The sequence below is a fragment of the Ochrobactrum sp. AP1BH01-1 genome (assembly GCF_018066705.1).
Classification (GTDB): Bacteria; Pseudomonadota; Alphaproteobacteria; order Rhizobiales; family Rhizobiaceae; genus Brucella.
On the sequence record NZ_JAGPOU010000002.1, the window covers coordinates 1,031,344 to 1,052,306 of the forward strand.

The window sequence follows — 20,963 nt, forward strand, 5'->3', positions numbered from 1 at the left end:
AGATCGCACCCTATGACCAAGCCAGACCTCGCCGCCCTCGAAAAGACAATCGATAAGGCTTTCGACGAGCGCGACGGCATCAACACGGCAACACGCGGCGAAGTGCGCGATGCCGTCGAACAGTCGCTCATTCTGCTCGATCGCGGTGAAGCCCGTGTCGCAGAAAAACAGGCGGACGGCAACTGGCATGTCAACCAATGGCTGAAGAAAGCGGTCCTGCTCTCCTTCCGTCTCAACCCGATGGAAGTCATCAAGGGCGGCCCCGGCCAGTCCTCCTGGTGGGACAAGGTGCCGTCCAAGTTCGACGGCTGGACGGCCAATGAATTCGAAAAGGCGGGGTTCCGCGCCGTGCCGAACTGCGTCGTGCGTCACTCGGCCTATATCGCGCCAAATGCGATCCTCATGCCTTCCTTCGTCAATCTCGGCGCTTATGTCGATGAAGGCACCATGGTCGACACATGGGCAACGGTCGGCTCCTGCGCGCAGATCGGCAAGAATGTCCATCTTTCCGGCGGCGTCGGCATTGGCGGCGTGCTGGAGCCGATGCAGGCGGGACCGACAATCATTGAGGACAATTGCTTCATCGGGGCGCGTTCGGAAGTGGTCGAAGGCTGCATCGTGCGTGAAGGCTCGGTCCTCGGCATGGGCGTCTTCATCGGCAAGTCGACCAAAATCGTGGACCGTGCCACCGGCGAAGTCTTCTACGGTGAAGTGCCGCCCTATTCCGTCGTCGTCGCCGGCACCATGCCGGGCAAGAACGTTCCGGGTGAAAACTGGGGCCCGAGCCTCTATTGCGCCGTCATCGTCAAGCGCGTCGATGAAAAGACCCGCTCGAAGACCTCGATCAACGAGCTGCTGCGCGACTAGAACGTGTCAACCTGGTTGACCAAAGCGCCCACTTTTCAGGATGCGCTGGACGCAGGCATTTTCAAAGAAAAAGGCGACGCCATCGGCGTCGCCTTTTTCATAACTGGTCGCCCCTTCGGATGGCGTAGCGCCTCTGATCCGGGCAGTCCGGGGAGACACTGACGCCATCCTCCGGGGAGATAGTTTTGATGCTTTTCGGTGGCCCTGCATGACCGATGCGTGAGGGGACGAACGCAGAGCCATGCAGGACGACCGAAGGTCTCAGCTGTCAGAACGGATTAGTTCTGATAGCTGGACGGGGAAGCGTCGCCGAAGCGATGAGCCGAACCATCATGATTAACCGGCGCAGACTGGCGAATGGAAGCCGGGGCCGTGTAATCGACATTGCCACGGGGCGCAGCAACCGGAGCCTGACCAAGCTGGGTGAAGGCCTTGTCCTGGGCTGCCATGGCTTCAGGCTGGCCGACGAATGGGTTTTCGGCATAGGCGGCACCGGCGCTGAGAGCGACAGCAAGAGCGGCAAGAGCGAACTTTTTCATATCTTTATTCCTTTTCCATAGCGTCCCCACACCAGTTTTTCACTGATCGAACCGCGCAAGACAGTATCTCAGGCTCAGGGGACATTCGGTTGGCTGGGGGTGGCTGGGCCTTCGTGGCCCACCCCGCGATGTCAGGCACATCTGGGAGGAAATGCACCGACACCTTCGGGATAATTCATGCGCGACCCGTCAGGGTCGAAAGGCCAAAAGTCCGACCGGACTTTTAGTTCTCGTAAGAGGAAGGCGATGCATCACCGAAGCGGTGAGCCGAACCATCCTGAGAAACGGTTGCCTTGTTGATTGAGGCGGGAGCCGTGTAGTCGACCTTCTGGGAAGCGACCGGCGTACGGTCGTTTGCATAGAGATCGGCAGGTTCGCCAACATGTGGGTTTTCTGCAAAGGCGGCACCGGCGCTAAGAGCAAGGGCAGCGGCAGCAAGAACAATCTTCTTCATTTTCCTATCTCCTTGGAAAGTGGAGCGGCGTTTGTTCGTCGTTCCGATGCACCTGAAATGGGTAACAGTGGGCGAAAATTCCAGTCACGAAAATGTTTTGTTGATCACACATTTGTGCGGCCATTTTTTTGGGTATCGATAATTTCAAACCTGAAAACGCAATAAAAACAATTGTTTGATTGATATATCGGCAATCACGCGACTGTTACAAAGGTGTCTTTGTTCAAAAACCGCGAACAGTCTGTCCGATTATATTGTCCAATAGGAGTGAACAATGGCGACTATTTGCGCCTTGCAATGGAATGCGTCCACCATCGCACCTCATTGTGGGGGGCGGCCTAAAAGAAAAAGCCGCATCGAAATGCGGCTTTATACTATGAAGTTGGCTGCGCCAGCGTTCGGCTGAAGGTTCGTCCGTGATCAGTTGTTTGCGACCGCAACCGAGCGTCCGGCGATGGAAACCCATTGGCCCGAATTGGCAGGCGACTGCATCTTGACGTAGCGATAGGGTGTTTTTTCCACCGGCAGCACCTCGTCGCGCAGATTGTCGAGAATATAGTCGCCATGATCGGTGCGCACCGTCAGAACCACATGCGCCTCGCTGCCCTGCACCATGGTGATGAGAAGCTGCGACGGGCTCATGCCCCGCGCCATGAGCTGCGCGCGCTTCATCAGCACATAGTCCTCGCAATCACCCTTGCCGTTGACCGGAATGGTCCAGTAATCGCGCTTGCCGTAATTTTCCTGATCGGAAACCGGCTTGATACGGTGATTGACGGAACTGCTGACCGATTGCAGCAGCTTCATGCGCTGCGGCGAAAGCTTCATCGGCGCCAGCACGCGATGCGCCCCGCAATCGCGCGGATTGCGGCCGCAATAGTCCTTGTGACCGTAGGGAATGCTGGTCAGCCCGCCCGCTTCACTCCACTGTGCGGCCTTGGCCGGCGCTGCCGCAGTTCCGAAGAACACCATCATGCCTGCCACGGCAGAAAAGACCAAACGCATGAACATTTTCCCATTTTAAAAAGAGTTCCCGCTGACCGGCCCTTTACGGGTCTCGTTATCAACTCTTTTTTAACTAACGATGACAGGGGCCCTCCGGTCAAGGAAATTTCGTTCCCAAATTGAAACCGGCTGAGAAAAACAAGTGAAAGGCGAAATGATGCCCGCCTCACACAACTGCCGGAATTGTACCAAACAGCTTCTTCCGAAAACCGCTTCGTACTTTTCGGGATGCCGGTTGCCTTGTCGCGCATCTTGCTCCGAAAATCGCTTCGCACTTTTCGGGATGCCGGTTGCCTTGTCGCGCATCTTGCCCCGAAAACCGCTTCGCACTTTTCGGGATGCGCGATAATCTCGGCCTCAAACGATTCCCTGTGCAGAAGTCCCGATATTATGAGTTTAGCTGTCAATCCCGCCGAAAACCTCGCCGCCCTGATCCGCTGCCCGTCCGTTACGCCCGCCGAAGGCGGCGCGCTGACGGCGCTGGAGGCGATGCTGAAGCCGATGGGGTTTTCCGTGGAACGGCCCGTATTCCGCGACGAAGGCACGCCCGATATCGAAAATCTCTATGCACGCAAGTCAGGCAATGGCCCGCATCTCATGTTCGCAGGCCACACCGATGTCGTGCCGCCCGGCAATGAAGGCGACTGGAAACATCCGCCCTTCTCCGCCGCCATCGAAGATGGCGTGATGTATGGTCGCGGCGCGGTGGACATGAAAGGCGGCGTCGCCTGTTTTGTCGCGGCGGTTGCGCGCCACATTGAAAAGCACGGCAGCATCAAGGGCAGCATTTCCTTTCTGATTACCGGCGACGAGGAAGGCCCTGCCGTCAACGGCACGTTAAAGCTTCTCGACTGGGCGAAACAGCGCGGCGAAAGCTGGGATGCGTCCATCGTCGGCGAGCCGACCAATCCCAATGCGCTTGGCGACATGATCAAGATCGGGCGGCGCGGCTCGCTTTCGGGCACGATTACCGTCCATGGCGTGCAGGGCCATGCCGCCTATCCGCACCTGGCTGAAAATCCGGTACGCGGCATCACAACGCTGGTCGACAGCCTGCTTTACCCGGCTTTCGACGAAGGCACCGCCGATTTTCAGGCCAGCAATCTGGAAGTCACCACCATCGACGTGGCCAACAAGGCCACCAATGTCATTGCGAACAAGGCAACCGCCTCGTTCAACATTCGCTTCAACGACACATGGACGGCAGAAACCTTGCAGGCTGAAATCGCCGCACGCCTCGAAAAGGCCGCCCGCGACAATCGCCTGCGTCCGGGCCGCGAAACGCCGATCAATTATGAACTGACCTGGCGCGAGCATCCAAGCCATGTGTTCCTGACCCGCGACGAAAAGCTGATTGGCACGCTGACCGCATCGGTGGAGGCCGTCACCGGCAAGCGCCCGGAACTGTCGACTTCAGGCGGCACGTCCGATGCCCGCTTCATCAAGGATTACTGCCCGGTGGTCGAATTCGGCCTTGTCGGGCAGACCATGCATATGGTTGACGAGCGCGTGGCCCTTGCCGATCTCGAAGGCCTGACACAGATTTATGAACGCTTCATTGCCGATTTCTTTGGGCCGATTTCTTTGGGTAAAGCATAGCCCGGTAAAGTCGCATGACTTGTCCGCCCGGATTATGCGAAAAATTGGGAATCTCATGCCAAGCCTGGACGATATTTTCAGATATTTCTGGGGCGTCTGGAAAATGATGCTCGGGCGCAAGGAAGGACTGAATTATCTCGACATTTCCGCCGAGGGTTTCTGGTCGTCCTTTTATGCAATAGCAATCGCGCTGCCGCCTATGTTCGCGAGCTGGGTGGCTTATGCGGCGAACCTGACGGCGGGCCGCGAGGAAGCGGGCCTGCGCTTTGCCATCGTCACCCGAGCCGCCTTCGTTGAAATAGCGGCGTGGATTGTGCCGCTCGTGGTCGTCGGGCTTATCGCCAAGCGTATCGGCATCGCCAAGCGCTATGCGGCCTTCGTGATCGCCACCAATTGGGGCAGTGCGCTGATTTCATGGATCTTTGCGCCGATTACCCTGCTGCAGCTGTTCTTCCCCGGACGGGCCGATGTGTCGACATTGTTCGCCTTCATCATGTTCGGCATATCCATCGTTCTGAGCTACCGGCTGACATTCGTCGCGCTGCAGCGCCCGCACGCCTATGCAGCGCCGTTCTTCGCCTGCATCTTCTTCGGCTCGCTGTTCCTGACCGTCCTGCTGCAGCAATTGCTCGGGATCGGTTTCGATCCGCATGCTTATTGAGCTAAGACCGCTGGAATTCGAGACAGGGCGAGACGAAAATGGTGCGCTGCGAGAACCGGAGCGGAGTGTACTTTTGGTACATGAGCACCGGAAGCGAAGCGGCGTGCCATTGGCAGGCCGCTATGGCTCGAATGCCTTGATGTTAAAACGGAAAGGCGTAGTCCACGCCGACGAGATAAAGCCCATAGGGCGGGGCAACCTGCCCGCAGGCCTTGCGGTCGCGGGCTTCCAAGGCCGCCTGCAAATCATCCGCCGTCCAGCGCCCGACGCCCACTTCCATCAGGCTGCCCGCAAAGGAGCGCACCTGATTGTGCAGGAAAGACCGCGCCGAAACGCGCAGTTCCACATAATCGCCATTGCGGGTGACATCGAGCCGGTCGAGCGTCTTGACCGGGCTCTTGGCCTGGCATTGCGTGGCGCGAAACGTCGTGAAGTCGTGCTCGCCCAGAAGCCGCTTGGCCGCTTCATGCATTGCCTCGGCATCGAGCCGCTTCTGCACCCACCATGCGCACTGATAGTCAATGGCCAGAGGCGCACGGCGATTGTGGATGCGGTAGAGATAATGTCGCGCGCGCGCGGAAAAGCGCGCATCGAATGCGTCCGTCGTCTTCTCGACATTCAGGATGCTGACGCGCTCGTCCGCCATGACCAGATGCGCATTGACCGCATCGCGCACCTTGCCCGCGTCCCAATCCTTGGTGAGATCGACATGGGCGACCTGTGCCGTCGCATGAACGCCCGCATCAGTGCGCCCCGCAGCGCTCAGCGTCAGGTCTTCGCCGCAGAACTTCTTGAACGCCTGCTCGATGGCATTCTGTACCGCATGGCCGTTTTCCTGCCGCTGCCAGCCGACATAGGGCGTGCCGTCATATTCGACAGTGAGCTTGTAGCGCGGCACCGCCTACAGAACCTTCGTGACCTGTGCGCCACGCAAAAACTCCTGCGCAGGCAACGGCTTGCCGCCGGAGCGCTGCAGCGTGACGAGCCGCACCGCACCCTCGCCGCAGGCAACCGTCAGGCGATCATCCAGCACCGCGCCCGGTTCGCCCCTGCCCTCGCCAAGCGTAGAACGCTGAAGCTTTACGCGCTCGACAGCGCCGTTGATTTCCATCTCGCACCATGCGCCCGGAAAAGGCGACAGACCGCGAATGGTGTTGTGCACGTCCTTTGCAGGCTTCGACCAGTCGATGCGGGCCTCCGTCTTGTCGATCTTGGCAGCGTAAGTGACACCGTCTTCCGCCTGCGGCTGCAAGGCAAGGCTTTCACGCTCCAGCGCACCCATCGCACGGATCATCAGGTCGGCGCCGATCATGCTCAGACGATCATGCAGTTCGCCCGCGGTCATGTCGGGCGTAATGGCAACTTTTTCCGCCATGGCGACCGGCCCGGTATCGAGCCCCGCATCCATCTTCATGATCATCATGCCGGTTTCCGCATCGCCCGCCATGATGGCGCGCTGGATGGGAGCCGCGCCGCGCCAGCGCGGCAGAAGCGAGGCATGGCCGTTATAACAACCGAGACGCGGCGCATCGAGAATGGCTTGCGGCAGCAGCAGGCCATAGGCCACGACAATCGCGACATCGGCTTCGAGGCTTGCGAAAACCTCCTGCTCTTCCGCGCCCTTGAGGCTCTTTGGCGTGAACACCGGAATGCCGAACTGCTCGGCCTTTTCATGCACCGGCGACTTGGTCAGCTCCAGTCCGCGACGGCCCGCCGGGCGCGGCGGCTGCGTATAGACCGCGACAACCTCATAACCGTGACCGATGATGGCAGTGAGGATCGGCACGGAAAATTCCGGCGTCCCCATGAAAACGACACGCATTAAAGCACTTTCTTAGGTGCGCTCTGGCTGGCGAGCTTCTTGAACTTCTTGATGACCATATCGCGCTTCAGCTTGGAAATATGATCGATGAAGAGCACGCCGTTCAGATGGTCGATCTCGTGCTGCAGGCAGGTGGCCATCAGCCCATCGGCTTCCATGGACTGCGGCTTGCCGTCGGCATCGAAATACTCGACCTTGACCGTCGCGGGGCGCTCGACCTCGGCATAATAATCCGGGATGGAAAGACAGCCCTCTTCATAGGTGCCGCGCCCGTCGGAAGACTGCACGATCGTCGGATTGACGAAGACATGCGGTTCCTTCGGCTCGCCTTCCTTGGCAAGATCGATGACGAGCATGCGGATCGGTTCGCCCACCTGAATGGCGGCGAGGCCAATGCCCGGCGCATCATACATGGTGTCGAACATGTCGCCGGCAAATTTGCGCAACTGATCGTCAAAGCGCTCCACAGGCTTGGAAACCTGGCGCAGGACGGGATCGGGAAGGATGACAAGCGGTTTTACAGACATGCGCTTCACGTAATCGCTCACGCGAGAATCGTCAATTACACTTTGCAAAATGTTCTCGTTTTGATCTCATCAAGGCCGCACGAATCAGTTAAGCTCGCGCCATGGAAAACCAGAATCTCTTGAATGAGCCGCTTCTGCAGCTCGGCGCCACCTCCTTCACGCTCGGCAATATCCTGCTGGCAGGTATTGTCGTGCTGGTGCTGTGTCTTGCCATTTTTCTGATCGCGGCGACGCGCTCCGCCCGGCTTCGCGCCGTCGCAGAAGCGCAGGCCGAAGACCGTGCCCGCGATGCGGAATATCGCATGGCGGAAATCCTGAAGGCGCAGGCCGAGATGCAGGGCCGGATGCAGACCATGGCGGAAGTGTTCGGTTCGCGGCAGGCCGAACTCAACCAGTCGATCCGCGAGCGGCTCGACGGCATGACGCATCGCATCGGCCAGACCATGACCGAGCAGACCCGCTCGACGCATGAAAACCTCGCCAAACTGCAGGAGCGCCTCGCCGTCATCGACACGGCGCAGAACAATATCCAGTCGCTCGCCGGACAGGTGGTGCAGTTGCAGGCTATCCTCGCCAACAAGCAGACACGCGGCGCTTTCGGCCAGTCGCGCATGGAGGCGATCATCGCCGACGGGCTGCCGCAGGGCGCTTACGAGTTTCAGGCAACACTTTCCAACAGCACGCGGCCCGATTGCCTTGTGCGCATGCCGAACAACGCACCCTCTTTGGTGATCGACGCGAAATTTCCGCTCGAAGCCTGGAATTCAATGCGCGAGACGGAACAGCCGGAGGCGCGCAAGGCAGCCGTCGCCCAGTTCCGCCGCGATATGGAAATTCATATCAAGGACGTGTCCGACAAATATCTGATCCCCGGCGAAACGCAGGACACGGCCTTCCTCTTCGTGCCGTCGGAATCGATCTTCGCGGATATTCACGAGCATTTCGAGGCGCTCATCCAGCGCGCGCACCGGGCGCGGGTGGTCATCGTCTCGCCGTCGCTGCTCATGCTGTCCATTCAGGTCATTCAGGCCATCCTGAAAGACGCCCGCATGCGCGAGCAGGCGCATGTCATTCAGGGAGAAGTAATCCGCCTGATGGAAGATGTCGGCCGCCTTGACGAGCGCGTGCGCAAGCTGCAAACCCATTTCGTACAGGCCAACAAGGATATTGACGATATTTTGGTCTCTTCCAGCAAGGTAACGAAACGCGGCGCGAAGATCGAGGCGCTGGAGTTCGGCCCCGCACCGGCAGAGGATGCATCCCGTCCGCAATCACGACAGGCGGAAGGCTCGAACAATCAGCTACGCCTGCGCGTGGTGGATGAGGACTAGTTTTTCGGCTTAGAATAGCGATGCTGCTTTTCCCTCGTCTTTCGATCCTTCGAGACGGTGCTTCGCACCTCCTCAGGATGAGGGAAACGTGTGTCCACACTCGTTCACAAAATCAGTGTCTTTGTTAATCCTCTGCATCAATGTTTAACATCGTTGGGCTCATATCGTCGGGCTTGCCCCCCTCATCCTGAGGTGCGGAGCGAAGCGTAGCCTCGAAGGATCGGTGACAGGAAGCCGCTCAAGAACTGACTGGCCGATCCGAATGACCGAGATCGCGCTCCGGCCAGACCAGATCACGCACGCGCTGCTTCAACACCTTGGCTTCCGGAAAGCCGCCATCGCGCTTGCGCTCCCAGATGAGTTCTTCGCTGCCGTCCGGCATATGGACGCGGATTTCAAAAACCCCGCCCGTACCCGGACGCAACGCCACTTCGCCTAAGTCCTGCCCGAAAGTCTGCAACAGTTCCTGCGCCATCCACGCCGCCCGCAGCAGCCAGTTGCATTGGGTGCAATAGGTGATGGAAACGCGGGGATGTGTGGACACTGTTTTCACCTCACTGGACATGCGCAATCTCAACTTCGATTGCCACAGCTTGTTAGGCAGGCAAACTTGCATCAACATCTATCTTCCAACGACCAGCGGGGGCAAGTCATGGAAGCAACGGTCTACATTCTGCGTTGCGCGGACGGTTCATATTACACCGGCCTCACCAAGCAGAATATCGAAGCCCGGTTGTGGGAACACAACGAAGGTATCTACGATAGCTATACGAAGAAGCGCCGCCCGGTCGAACTTGTTTTCACCGAGACCTATGACCGAATCGTCGATGCCATTGCGCGGGAACGACAGATCAAAGGATGGTCGCGCACCAAGAAAGAGGCATTAATGGCTCTGGATTATGAGCGTCTGCCTGAACTTTCGAAGCGGAGATGAGATCGGTTGTTGAACTCGTCCCCCCTCATCCTGAGGAGGTGCCGTGAGCGAAGCGAAGGGAACCGTCTCGAAGGGCTGAGGGGGGAGCGCTGTCGCCCCCGTCCGCCTCCCTCGCAAGCTCAGGAGGCTCCTCAGGATGAGGGCGAAGTCGACATCGTCAAGGTTCCAAAAGAGAGGGCGCCAAAAGCGCCCTATCTGAGATAATATTCAACAAATCGCCAATGGATCAATCATCGCCCATCTTGAGCGCCTGAATGAAGGCCTCCTGCGGGATTTCGACCTTGCCGAACTGGCGCATGCGCTTCTTGCCTTCCTTCTGCTTTTCCAGAAGCTTGCGCTTGCGCGTCACGTCGCCGCCGTAGCACTTTGCCGTCACGTCCTTGCGCAGCGCCGAGATCGTTTCGCGCGCCACGATGCGACCACCAATCGCCGCCTGGATCGGAATCTTGAACATATGCTGCGGGATCAGCTCCTTCAGCTTTTCGCACAGCGCGCGGCCACGCTTTTCAGCCGCCGAACGGTGCACCAGCATCGAAAGCGCGTCCACCGGCTCTTCGTTGACGAGGATCGACATCTTGACCAGATCACCCTCGCGGTAATCCGAAAGATTGTAGTCGAACGAGGCATAGCCCTTCGAGATCGACTTGAGGCGGTCGTAGAAATCGAACACCACTTCGTTGAGCGGCAAATCATAGGTGATCATGGCACGCGGGCCGACATAGGTCAGGTCGATCTGAATGCCGCGACGCTCCTGGCAAAGCTTCATGATCGCGCCGAGATAATCATCCGGCGTCATGATGGTTGCCTTGATCCATGGCTCTTCAATCGCGTTGATCTTCACGATATCCGGCATATCGGCTGGATTGTGCAGCTCTTTCTGCGAACCGTCCTGCATGTTGAGGCGATAGACAACCGAAGGCGCGGTCGTGATGAGGTCGAGATTGAACTCGCGCTCAAGACGTTCCTGAATGATTTCGAGATGCAGGAGGCCCAGGAAACCGCAGCGAAAGCCGAAGCCGAGCGCCGCCGATGTTTCCATCTCGAACGAGAACGACGCATCGTTGAGGCGCAGCTTGCCCATGGCGGCGCGCAGGTCCTCGAAATCAGCGGCGTCGACCGGGAACAGTCCGCAGAACACGACCGGCTGCGCGGGCTTGAAGCCAGGCAGCATCTTGTTCGTCGGGCGGCGATCTTCGGTGATCGTATCGCCAACGCGCGTATCAGCCACTTCCTTGATGGACGCGGTGATGAAGCCAAGCTCGCCGGGGCCGAGTTCGTCCACCTGAACCATCTTCGGCGTAAAGACGCCGGTGCGTTCCACCGGATATTTCGCGCCGGTTCCCATCATGCGGATGGTCTGGCCCTTCTTCAGCACGCCATCGATGATGCGCACCAGAACGATAACGCCGAGGTAGCTGTCATACCAGCTGTCGACCAGCATGGCCTTGAGCGGCGCATTGCGGTCGCCTTCCTTTGGCGCGGGCAGCTGGGTGACAATGGCTTCCAGCACATCCTCGATGCCGAGGCCGGTCTTGGCGGAAATATGCACGGCCTGCGCCGCATCGATGCCGATCACTTCCTCGATCTGCTGCTTCACGCGCTCCGGCTCGGCGGCAGGCAGATCGATCTTGTTCAGCACGACCACGATTTCGTGGTTGTTGTCGATGGCCTGATAGACATTGGCCAATGTCTGCGCTTCCACGCCCTGGGAAGCGTCCACCACCAGAAGCGAACCTTCGCACGCGGCCAGCGAGCGCGAGACTTCATAGGCGAAGTCGACGTGTCCGGGCGTGTCGATCAGGTTCAGCACATAATCTTCGCCGTTCTTCGCCTTGTAGGAAAGACGGACGGTCTGCGCCTTGATGGTGATGCCGCGCTCGCGCTCGATATCCATCGAGTCGAGGACCTGATCCTTCATCTCGCGCGTGTCCAGCCCGCCGGTCAACTGGATGAGGCGGTCGGCCAGCGTCGACTTGCCGTGGTCGATATGGGCGACGATCGAAAAATTGCGAATATGGTCAAGTGGTGTGCTCATGCGCGCGATTTAACAGCAAGCAGCCGAATCTCAAAGCTCTATTGCGCTTTAATTACGGGAAAAAACCCTGCTATCATGATCGTGACAACAAGTCCCCTTTGCCTTGTGGCAAAAAGGCGATAAATCACCGCCCATATAGACCTATCGCGACCGTCCCAGGAAGGCGGAGCAGCTGGCTTTCATGCAGGAGTTTAGGATGAAGACCGAACCGAACGAAGTCCACAACAGGCCGAAACTGGTCACCGTTTTCGGCGGCTCCGGCTTTGTCGGGCGCGCAGTGGTTGCGGCTCTCACCAAGCGCGGCTACCGCGTTCGCGTTGCCGTGCGCAAGCCGGAAGTTGCCTATTACATGGCCCCGCTCGGCAATGTCGGCCAGATCCAGATGGTGCAGGCCAATGTCCGCCATCGCGGCTCGGTCGAGCATGTCGTCAAGGGTTCGGATCACGTGGTGAACCTCGTCGGCATTCTGTCCGAAAGCGGCCGCCAGCGTTTCAACACCGTTCAGGTGCTGGGCGCGAAAAACATCGCCGAAGCCGCCAAGGCCGCGGGCATCCGCATGACGCATGTGTCTTCGCTTGCAGCCGACGTCAACTCGCCGTCGGATTATGCGCGCACCAAGGGCGAAGGCGAGAAGGCCGTTCTTTCCGTGCTGCCGGATAGCGTCATCCTGCGCCCGTCGATCATTTTCGGTCCCGAGGACCGCTTCTTCAACCGCTTCGCCAACATGGCGCGCTTCTCGCCCTTCCTGCCTGCCATCGGCGGCGGCGAAACGAAGCTCCAGCCGGTCTATGTCGGCGATGTGGCGGAAGCCGTCGCCCGTGCCGTCGACGGCAAGTTGATGCCGGGCGGCATCTATGAACTCGGCGGCCCCGATGTGCAGCCATTCAGGAACTGGATGAAGGACATGCTCGGCGTGATCGCCCGCAAGCGCGCCATCGTCTCCGTGCCCTGGTGGCTTGCCCGTTTGCAGGCATCCATCCTCGGCCTGCTGCCGAACCCGATGCTCACCAACGATCAGGTGACGCTGCTGAAGTTCGACAATGTGGTTTCCGAAAAGGCAATCAAGGAAGGCCGCACATTGCAGGGCATGGGCATCACGCCGGAAGGCGTCGACGCCGTGCTGCCATCCTATCTGTGGCGCTACCGCGTGGCTGGCCAGTACACCAAGACCGGGTTTGCGTGAGTAGCCTAAAGCGGAAATGAATAAGGGGCCGAAAGGCCCCTTTTTTGGCTTTAGCCCCAGATGAGGAGTGCGGCGAGCCCCAGCGACCCGACGATCAGACGCCACCAGGCAAACAACTTGAAGCCATGGCGCGACACATAGTCGAGCAGATAGCGCACGACGAAAACGCCCGAAATGAAGGCCATCACGAAGCCGACCGCGATCAGCGCGCCATCGTTGAACGAAAGCATGTCGCGACTCTTGTAGAGATCATAGGCGAAAGCGCCGGCCATGGTGGGCATGGCGAGGAAGAATGAGAACTCCGCCGCCGAACGCTTGTCCGCGCCGAGCAGCAGCGAGCCAACAATGGTGGAGCCGGAGCGAGACACGCCGGGTATCATCGCCAGACACTGGATGAAGCCGATGGCGAGGCACATGGGCAGCGGATAATCCATCACATCATGATAACGCGGACGCAGATTGAGTTGGTCCACCCACAGCAGGATGAACCCGCCGATGATAAGCATGGCGCAGACCAGCATCGGCGTCTCAAACAGCACGCTCTTGATAAAGCCATGCGCCAGCGCACCGATAAAGGCCGCGGGCAGGAAGGCGACCAGAATGCCGAAGACGAAGCGTCTGGTGCGCGCATCGCGCGGAAAATCGGCGAGGATCTTAAGAAGTTTTGCCGAATAGACGGTCAGAATGGCCAGAATGGCACCCAACTGGATCAGCACCTCAAAGGTCTTTCCTGTGGATTCAAACCCCAGAAAATGCCCGACAAGCAGCAAATGCCCGGTGGAGGAAACCGGGATAAATTCGGTCAGACCTTCGATGAGACCGAGAAACGCAGCTTCCAGAAGATTGAAAATATCCATGAAGTCAGTACCTTAGGATGGTGGGCACGGTGACGGGTTAAAAGGCGTATCGGAATGACGGGCCGTCGATTGAAAACGCGCGTTTCCAGCGATTGCTTGTCTCCCGCAATTATAGCCCTTATAGACTTTATATTCCGTTGAGGCGGCGCGAATCGCCCGGCAGCAGAAATAGCCTGCTGCATGCGCAAACGCCAGCCGCCAAGCCATCTCCGGACGACCAGTTTCAAGCTGTTTATCGAGAGTATCGCGTCGATCATGCTTACGCTTTTTCATCATCCCATGTCTTCGGGTTCGCGCTATGTGCGGCTCATCCTCGGCGAATATGGCGTTGAAGCGGAGCTGATCGAGGAGCGGCCATGGTCGCGCCGCAAGGAATTTCTGGCATTGAACCCGGCGGGGACCCTGCCCGTTCTTCTGGCGGAAAACGATCTTCCGGTCGTCGGCGCGACAGTGATCGCGGAATATCTTGACGAGACACGCGGCGCGTTGAAGCGCAGCCGCCGCCTTCTGCCGGAAAGCCCGATGGAGCGCGCCGAGGTGCGCCGCCTCGTCGACTGGTTCCTGCTGAAATTCGAAAATGAAGTGACGCGCCACATCGCCCGCGAACGTGTGTTCAAGTTGCAGATGGCGGCAGAGATGGGCGGCAGCGCGCCGGATTCGACCGCCATCCGCGCCGCCCGGACCAATATCCGCCAGCACATGAAATATATCGATTGGCTGGCTGCGACCCGCGACTGGCTCGGCGGCGCGCATCCAAGCTATGCCGACATGGCGGCGGCGGCTTCCATTTCCGTCCTCGACTATCTGGGCGAAATCGAATGGGGCGAAACGAAAGCGGCGCGTGACTGGTATGCGCGCATGAAATCGCGCCCGGCGTTCCGCCCGTTGCTCTCCGACCGCGTGCGCGGGCTTGCCCCGGTGGCCCATTATGGCGACCTCGATTTCTGATAGCCGCGAACAGAAACTCAAGCGCTTCCTGATCGAAGAGGCGAAGGCGGTTGGTTTCGACGCTGTTGCCTTCACCACGCCGGATGCAATTCCGCAAGCGCCCGAACGGCTGCGCCAATATATTGCCGACGGCCATCACGCCGACATGGATTGGATGGAGGAAACCGAAGCCCGCCGTGCCGATCCGAGCGTGCTGTGGCCGGAAGTCCGTTCCATCATGATGCTGGCCATGAATTATGGACCGGACCTCAATCCGCTCGACATACTGGAAAAACAGGATCGCGCCGCCATTTCCGTCTATGCGCAAAACCGCGACTATCACGACATCATCAAGGGCAAGCTGAAGCACATTGCAAGCCGGTTCGCCGCGCGCGCCGGACAGGATGTCAAGGTCTTCGTTGACACCGCGCCCGTCATGGAAAAGCCGCTGGCGCAAGCTGCCGGGCTCGGCTGGCAGGGCAAGCACACCAATCTGGTGAGCCGCGAGCTTGGCTCATGGCTGTTCCTCAGCTCCATCTTCACCACGGCGGAAATCCCGCCCGACGAGCCTGATCGCGACCATTGCGGCTCGTGCCGCGCATGTCTCGACGCCTGCCCGACCAAGGCTTTCCCCGCCCCCTATCGCATCGATGCGCGACGCTGCATTTCGTATCTCACCATCGAGAACAAGGGACCGATCCCGCAGGAATTCCGGAAAGCCATGGGCAACCGCATCTATGGCTGCGACGACTGCCTTTCCGTCTGCCCGTGGAACAAGTTCGCGCAAGCGACCAGCGAAATGAAGCTGAAAGCCCGCGACGACCTGAAGGAACCGCGTCTGGCCGACCTGCTGGCGCTGGATGACCCGGCGTTCCGTGCGCTGTTTTCCGGTTCCCCGGTCAAGCGGATCGGACGCGACCGCTTTATCCGCAACGTGCTGATCGCGGCAGGCAATTCCGGCGACGCGGCTCTTCTGCCAAATGTTGAACGGTTGCTGGAAGACGCGGCGCCCGTCGTGCGCGGCGCGGCGATATGGGCCCTGAAGCAACTGGCAAGCCCCGATCATATTGCCGCTGAGCGGAAACGTCTGGCCTCATCCGAAGAGGATGCTACGGTACAGGCAGAGTGGAATATGGAGGAAGTTTGATGCGCATTTTTCTGTTCGGAGCTGGTTATTCCGCTCAAGGCTTTGCATGCAGGATGGCCGGTGAAGCGGAACGCATCGACGGAACCACCCGGCACGAACAGAAGTTCCCGCTTCTGCAAAAGACAGGCATAAATCCATTGCTTTTCGATGGCGAAACACCCTCGCCCGAACTTCTGGACCGGCTTGCACAATCGACTCATGTGGTCGTTTCAATCTCTCCCGGCGAGAGCGGCGATCCCGCAGTCGCCGTTATTGAGGAAGCGCTTCGCCGTCCTGACAACACGATCCGCTGGATCGGCTATCTCTCGACGGTCGGCGTCTATGGCGATCATCAGGGCGAATGGGTGGATGAAACGGCACCCTGCAAGCCTGCGTCCCGCCGCAGTCTGGAGCGTGTCGAAGCCGAGGAAACATGGGGAGGATTGAGCGAACGGCATGGAACGCCGCTGGCGATCCTGCGTCTTTCCGGCATTTACGGCCCGGGCCGCAATGCCTTCGTCAATCTGGAACGCGGCACCGCACGGCGCATCGTGAAAAAAGATCAGGTTTTCAACCGTATCCATGTCGATGACATTGCCGGCAGCCTGCGTTTTCTGGCCGGCACCAATAAGGGCGGCATCTTCAATATTACCGACAATGAGCCGAGTCCTCCGCAGGATGTGGTCGCTTATGCCGCGGAATTGATGGGCGTGACGCCGCCGCCGGAAGTCTCCTTTGAGGAGGCCGACCTGACGCCAATGGCGCGCTCTTTCTATGGCGAGAACAAGCGGGTCTCCAACCAGCGCATCAGGGATCTCGGCTACGAATTTATATATCCCGATTATAAGACAGCCTTCTCGGCCATGTGGCGCGACAATAGCTGGCGCTGATTTGCGTTGGCCCGCCTATGCTGATAGAAATGCGGCTGCAATCGAACCGGGACAACGCAAGAATGAGCAACACCGAATTCGCAACCAGATAAGCCGCAACAGACTTTCCGACCTGTTGCGGCATCTGCCCCGGATTATCCTCCTTAAAGCGCATCTGAAAACTGTGTAACGGTTTTCGGATAAGATGCGCGTTTATAAAGAAGGCAGATCGCCGCCCGATTTCTCTCGAGCGGATGCTACGTCATGCCTTTTGATAACAAACAAACTCCTCAGTGGGGCTATTCCCTGCCGTTCGCGCTCGCGCTGATGGCTCCATTCGACATTCTCGCCTCGCTGGCCATGGACATCTACCTGCCGGTTGTGCCGTCCATGCCAGCCATCCTGCAAACCACGCCTTCCATGGTGCAGCTGACCCTCAGCCTCTACATGGTGATGCTGGGTGTCGGGCAACTCCTGTTCGGCCCGTTGTCGGATCGTGTCGGACGCAGGCCGGTCCTGCTCGGCGGCGGGATGATGTTCGCCCTTGCGTCCTTAGGTCTTGCCGGAACCAACAATGCAACGGTTTTCGTGGCGCTTCGTTTCGCACAAGCAACAGGCGCTTCGGCGGCGCTGGTCGCCACTTTCGCAACGGTCCGCGATGTCTACGCGAAGCGTCCCGAAGGCGCGACGATCTATGGCCTTTTCAGCGCCATGCTTTCCTTCGTCCCGGCGCTTGGACCAATTGCCGGTGCGCTGATTGCAAAGGGCTTCGGATGGCGGGCGATCTTCGCAATGCTCGGGCTGTTCGGCCTTGTCGCAACGTGGCGCGCCTTGCGCCACTGGCACGAAACGCGGCCTGCCGGGATTGTTTCAAGCACTGGGAATCTGGGCCGGATCGTAAGGGATTTCAGTTTCTGGACCTATACGCTCGGTTTCGCGACGGCGATGGGCACGTTCTTCGTGTTCTTTTCCACGGCCCCCCGCATACTGATCGAACGCGGCGGCTTTGGTGAGACCGGTTTCAGCTTCGCCTTCGCAAGCGTTGCGGTCGTCATGATCGCCGCGACGCGCATCCTGCCGCGTCATACGCAGAAATGGGGAGCACGCAACAGCGTGGCGCTGGGCATGACGACACTTCTCGCCAGCGCCCTGCTTCTGGTTCTCGGAGAAACATTGCTGAAGCCTTCGTTCCTGAGCCTCGTCGTCCCGATGTGGCTCGCCGCTGTCGGCATCGTTCTCACGGCATCGATGACGGCGAATGGTGCGCTTGAAGCCTTTGACGACAGCGCGGGCATGGCGGTCGCGGTCTATTTCTGCATCCAGAGCCTGATTGTCAGTCTGGCAGGAACCGCGCTGGTCATTTTCCTGCCCGGTGATACCGCATGGCCCCTGATCGCCTTCTGCACAATGATGCCATTGCTGGTTCTGAGCTTGCTGGCAAGGCTGCGGCAGCACTGACGAAATGGCGGTCGGCAGCACAAACTGTCGACCGCCATTGAAGCCCCGCCGTTGACACAGCATAATGCCCGCAATCCGGCTGCCTTGATTCGCAGCCGTAGCCCCGGCAAAATTGGAATTGCCCCATGATCGCAAACAGATTGAAGAAGATCGTTCTCGCAGCTTCGCTGGCCGCAATGATCGCGCCCGACTTCACGCCGATGGCCATTGCGGAAGACATGCCCGCCAAACAGGCCTTTGGCGCCCAGGCGCTTCCGGTCCTGGCGCAAGACCCGCAATCCATCGGCTTTTATGCCAAGGGATGCCTCGCCGGAGCGGTGGCTCTGCCGACGGATGGACCGAACTGGCAGGTAATGCGCCTTTCGCGCAATCGTCGCTGGGGCCATCCGCGCATGATCGGCCTTCTGGAAAAACTCTCCCGCGATGCGGCAAAGGACGGCTGGCCCGGCCTGCTCGTCGGCGACATTTCGCAGCCGCGCGGCGGCCCGATGCTCACGGGCCATGCCTCGCATCAGGTCGGCCTGGACGCCGATATCTGGCTGACGCCGATGCCGAAAAAGCGGTTTACCGATGCGGAACGCGAGAGCGTGTCAGCCGTATCGATGCTGCAAAAAGATTCACTCTATGTCGATCCGAAGAAATGGACGCCCGCCCGCACGGCTCTCATCAGACATGCTGCAAGCTATCCGGAAGTGGAGCGTATCTTCGTGCATCCGGGCATCAAGAAGCAGCTTTGCGACACGGTGACGGGCGACAGAAGCTGGCTTGGCAAGGTTCGTCCCTATTGGGGTCACTTCTACCATTTCCATGTGCGGCTGACCTGTCAGCCCGGTTCGCCCCAGTGCAAGGGACAGCCGAAAGTGGCTGCCGGGGACGGTTGTGACAAGTCGCTCGCCTGGTGGTTCACCGACGAACCATGGAAGCCCGCAAAGCCATCCAAGGAACCGCCGAAAAAGCCGCGTCCGGTGATGGTTTCCGATCTGCCGAAGGCCTGTGCCGCCGTCCTCAACGGCCCTGCGCCGAATTCGGTCGCCGATGTCACCTACGGCGTGCAGTAGAAAGCTTTTCCACTTTTCAGGCCTTTGGCACTTCGCTATAGGTTTAAAACGATTTAGAATGAAGATGACAAGGTTATCAACTCATAAGGTTGCTCTTTCATGACGGACCGCCTGCGCATCGCATTGATCGCTCACGACCAGAAGAAGGACGACATGGTCGCCTTCGCAAAAGCGCATGAGCAGGCATTGGCCCGTTATGACATCGTGGCAACGGGAACGACCGGCGGCCTCATTCTGGATGCCTGCCCATCGCTCAGTATTCGGCGCGTGAAAAGCGGACCGCTCGGCGGCGACCAGCAGATCGGCGCAATGATCGCGGAAGGCACGGTGGAAGTGCTCATTTTCTTCATCGACCCGCTATCGCCACTTCCGCACGATGTCGACGTGAAGGCGCTGACGCGCCTCGGCAGCGTCTATGACATTCCGATGGCGCTCAATCGTGCGACTGCCGAAAAGCTGATCAAGGCGCTTGATTAATCCGCCACAAGACAGCCTCGCCTGCGGAAGACCATTGCGGGCGGAAGACATGACCAGGGAGAGGACATGCTGGCGACTATCGCATGTCTCCCAAAAGTGGGAAGCGGTTTTGGGACAAAGACATGCATGAAAACAAAGAGATAGAGCGGGCCGAACAGGGTTTCCGGTTTCCAGTACTCGTCGGCGATATTGGCGGCACCAATGCCCGTTTTGCTATCCTCGTGGATTCCAATGCAGAGCCGAAGGAGTTTCCCGTTCTCCAGACGGCGGATTACGCAACCATCGATGAGGCGATACAGGACGCCATTCTCGATCATACCTCGATCCGTCCGCGTTCGGCCATTCTGGCTGTGGCCGGTCCCGTCGACGGCGATGAGATTGATCTCACCAATTGCGACTGGGTGGTACGCCCGAAAAAGATGATCGCCGATCTCGGTTTCGAGGACGTGACCGTGTTGAACGATTTCGAGGCGCAGGCGCTTGCCGTCGTGTCCCTCGGCAGCGATCATCTGGAACAGATCGGCGGCAAGCCGGAAGAAGTGATTGCCACCCGCGTCGTGCTCGGGCCGGGCACCGGGCTTGGCGTCGCCGGCCTTGTGCGCACCCGCCATGCATGGGTGCCGGTGCCGGGCGAAGGCGGCCATATCGATATCGGTCCCCGTAGCGAACGCGACTATCAGGTCTTCCCGCATATCGAACGCATCGAGGGCCGGGTTGCTGGCGAGCAGATCCTTTGCGGGCGCGGCCTGCGCAACCTCTATCTCGCGATATGTGCCGCCGACAAGGTGACGCCGACGTTGGAAACCCCAGCCGACATCACTTCGGCCGGGCTCGACGGCAGCAATGCGCAAGCCGAAGAAACCCTGCATCTGTTCGTCACTTATCTCGGGCGGCTGGCAGGCGATCTGGCGCTGATTTTCAAGGCGCAAGGGGGCGTCTATCTTTCCGGCGGCATTCCGCAGCGCATCCTTTCCGCGCTGAAAGCCGGTGCCTTCCGCGAGGCTTTTGAGGACAAGGCCCCGCATAAGGCCATCATGCGCGACATTCCTGTCCGCGTGATCACGCATCAACTGGCGGCCCTTACCGGGCTTTCTGCCTTTGCGCAGGCTCCTGCCCGTTTTGAAGTCTCTACCGAAGGGCGCCGCTGGCGCAGCAGAGCATGATTCCGAAAAGTGGAAACCGCCTACGCAGGGAAATCAGTTCACTGGACTGATTTCTGATCCTGCTTCGATCG

22 protein-coding genes are annotated in these 20,963 nt (G+C 59.2%); 13 read left to right on the forward strand and 9 right to left on the reverse strand.

The genetic code is table 11. From position 1 onward, the window contains the following. The first annotated feature begins 12 nt into the window (after positions 1–12). Positions 13–867: a 2,3,4,5-tetrahydropyridine-2,6-dicarboxylate N-succinyltransferase gene (dapD, locus tag J9800_RS10340; protein WP_114216179.1), complete on the forward strand. Its 855-nt coding sequence runs from the start codon at positions 13–15 to the stop codon at positions 865–867. Between the two features lie 278 nt (positions 868–1,145). Here dapD and J9800_RS10345 read toward each other — a convergent pair whose 3' ends face one another. The 3 genes from J9800_RS10345 to J9800_RS10355 all read right to left on the reverse strand — a co-directional run bounded on the left by J9800_RS10345 (position 1,146) and on the right by J9800_RS10355 (position 2,832). Then, the gene (locus J9800_RS10345; RefSeq protein WP_112585444.1) at positions 1,146–1,406 is read right to left on the reverse strand and encodes a hypothetical protein; all 261 of its coding nucleotides are present in this window, start codon (positions 1,404–1,406) and stop codon (positions 1,146–1,148) included. A gap of 223 nt (positions 1,407–1,629) precedes the next feature. Continuing rightward, entirely contained in the window at positions 1,630–1,860 is a 231-nt protein-coding gene (locus tag J9800_RS10350; protein WP_114216178.1) for a hypothetical protein, read from the reverse strand. Between the two features lie 420 nt (positions 1,861–2,280). Further along, on the reverse strand, positions 2,281–2,832 hold the full coding sequence (locus J9800_RS10355; protein ID WP_114216373.1) for a transglutaminase-like cysteine peptidase: 552 nt from the start codon (positions 2,830–2,832) through the stop codon (positions 2,281–2,283). Positions 2,833–3,255: 423 nt separating this feature from the next. Here J9800_RS10355 and dapE point away from each other — a divergent pair, with 423 nt between their 5' ends. Both dapE and J9800_RS10365 read left to right on the forward strand, forming a co-directional pair. Next, a complete protein-coding gene (dapE, locus tag J9800_RS10360; RefSeq protein WP_210845703.1) occupies positions 3,256–4,464 on the forward strand; it encodes a succinyl-diaminopimelate desuccinylase in 1,209 nt (402 codons plus the stop codon). Between the two features lie 55 nt (positions 4,465–4,519). Then, positions 4,520–5,125 (forward strand): hypothetical protein, encoded by a 606-nt coding sequence (locus tag J9800_RS10365; RefSeq protein WP_112585438.1) that lies wholly within the window; start codon positions 4,520–4,522, stop codon positions 5,123–5,125. Positions 5,126–5,267: 142 nt separating this feature from the next. Here J9800_RS10365 and truA read toward each other — a convergent pair whose 3' ends face one another. From truA to def, 3 genes are read right to left on the reverse strand one after another with little or no spacing between them, the layout of a single operon-like run. Further along, on the reverse strand, positions 5,268–6,023 hold the full coding sequence (gene truA / locus J9800_RS10370; RefSeq protein WP_114216177.1) for a tRNA pseudouridine(38-40) synthase TruA: 756 nt from the start codon (positions 6,021–6,023) through the stop codon (positions 5,268–5,270). 3 nt (positions 6,024–6,026) lie between these two features. Further along, a complete protein-coding gene (fmt, locus tag J9800_RS10375; protein ID WP_114216176.1) occupies positions 6,027–6,947 on the reverse strand; it encodes a methionyl-tRNA formyltransferase in 921 nt (306 codons plus the stop codon). Next, positions 6,947–7,474: a peptide deformylase gene (def, locus tag J9800_RS10380; protein WP_114216175.1), complete on the reverse strand. Its 528-nt coding sequence runs from the start codon at positions 7,472–7,474 to the stop codon at positions 6,947–6,949. Before def ends, fmt begins: the two co-directional genes overlap by 1 nt. A gap of 101 nt (positions 7,475–7,575) precedes the next feature. Between def and J9800_RS10385 the strand changes: the two genes are divergently transcribed. Continuing rightward, on the forward strand, positions 7,576–8,805 hold the full coding sequence (locus J9800_RS10385; protein WP_114216174.1) for a DNA recombination protein RmuC: 1,230 nt from the start codon (positions 7,576–7,578) through the stop codon (positions 8,803–8,805). A 238-nt stretch (positions 8,806–9,043) separates the two neighbouring features. Here J9800_RS10385 and J9800_RS10390 read toward each other — a convergent pair whose 3' ends face one another. Further along, positions 9,044–9,349, reverse strand: coding sequence for an Rdx family protein (locus J9800_RS10390; RefSeq protein WP_114216371.1), 306 nt, complete (start codon positions 9,347–9,349; stop codon positions 9,044–9,046). 108 nt (positions 9,350–9,457) lie between these two features. On the opposite strand from J9800_RS10390, the gene J9800_RS10395 reads away from it, so the two are divergent. Further along, complete coding sequence (locus tag J9800_RS10395) at positions 9,458–9,739, forward strand: GIY-YIG nuclease family protein (protein ID WP_114216173.1); 282 nt, start codon at positions 9,458–9,460, stop codon at positions 9,737–9,739. Between the two features lie 226 nt (positions 9,740–9,965). Here J9800_RS10395 and lepA read toward each other — a convergent pair whose 3' ends face one another. Continuing rightward, a complete protein-coding gene (gene lepA, locus J9800_RS10400) occupies positions 9,966–11,774 on the reverse strand; it encodes a translation elongation factor 4 (RefSeq protein ID WP_114216172.1) in 1,809 nt (602 codons plus the stop codon). A gap of 196 nt (positions 11,775–11,970) precedes the next feature. Between lepA and J9800_RS10405 the strand changes: the two genes are divergently transcribed. Continuing rightward, positions 11,971–12,957, forward strand: coding sequence for a complex I NDUFA9 subunit family protein (locus J9800_RS10405; RefSeq protein ID WP_114216171.1), 987 nt, complete (start codon positions 11,971–11,973; stop codon positions 12,955–12,957). A 50-nt stretch (positions 12,958–13,007) separates the two neighbouring features. Here J9800_RS10405 and J9800_RS10410 read toward each other — a convergent pair whose 3' ends face one another. Beyond that, positions 13,008–13,814: an undecaprenyl-diphosphate phosphatase gene (locus J9800_RS10410; RefSeq protein ID WP_112585424.1), complete on the reverse strand. Its 807-nt coding sequence runs from the start codon at positions 13,812–13,814 to the stop codon at positions 13,008–13,010. A gap of 255 nt (positions 13,815–14,069) precedes the next feature. Between J9800_RS10410 and J9800_RS10415 the strand changes: the two genes are divergently transcribed. The 7 genes from J9800_RS10415 (at position 14,070) to J9800_RS10445 (ending at position 20,892) form a co-directional block, all read left to right on the forward strand. After that, positions 14,070–14,762: a glutathione S-transferase family protein gene (locus tag J9800_RS10415; protein ID WP_112585422.1), complete on the forward strand. Its 693-nt coding sequence runs from the start codon at positions 14,070–14,072 to the stop codon at positions 14,760–14,762. Continuing rightward, positions 14,743–15,888, forward strand: a complete 1,146-nt coding sequence (queG, locus tag J9800_RS10420; RefSeq protein ID WP_114216170.1) for a tRNA epoxyqueuosine(34) reductase QueG — start codon at positions 14,743–14,745, stop codon at positions 15,886–15,888. Before J9800_RS10415 ends, queG begins: the two co-directional genes overlap by 20 nt. Continuing rightward, positions 15,888–16,757 (forward strand): SDR family oxidoreductase, encoded by an 870-nt coding sequence (locus tag J9800_RS10425; RefSeq protein WP_114216169.1) that lies wholly within the window; start codon positions 15,888–15,890, stop codon positions 16,755–16,757. Before queG ends, J9800_RS10425 begins: the two co-directional genes overlap by 1 nt. 243 nt (positions 16,758–17,000) lie before the next feature. Then, the gene (cml, locus tag J9800_RS10430; protein ID WP_114216168.1) at positions 17,001–18,194 is read left to right on the forward strand and encodes a CmlA/FloR family chloramphenicol efflux MFS transporter; all 1,194 of its coding nucleotides are present in this window, start codon (positions 17,001–17,003) and stop codon (positions 18,192–18,194) included. Positions 18,195–18,319: 125 nt separating this feature from the next. After that, positions 18,320–19,252 (forward strand): penicillin-insensitive murein endopeptidase, encoded by a 933-nt coding sequence (mepA, locus tag J9800_RS10435; protein ID WP_112585414.1) that lies wholly within the window; start codon positions 18,320–18,322, stop codon positions 19,250–19,252. Positions 19,253–19,351: 99 nt separating this feature from the next. Beyond that, entirely contained in the window at positions 19,352–19,729 is a 378-nt protein-coding gene (locus tag J9800_RS10440; RefSeq protein WP_114216167.1) for a methylglyoxal synthase, read from the forward strand. 122 nt (positions 19,730–19,851) lie between these two features. Next, entirely contained in the window at positions 19,852–20,892 is a 1,041-nt protein-coding gene (locus J9800_RS10445; protein ID WP_114216166.1) for a glucokinase, read from the forward strand. Positions 20,893–20,963: the final 71 nt, after the last annotated feature.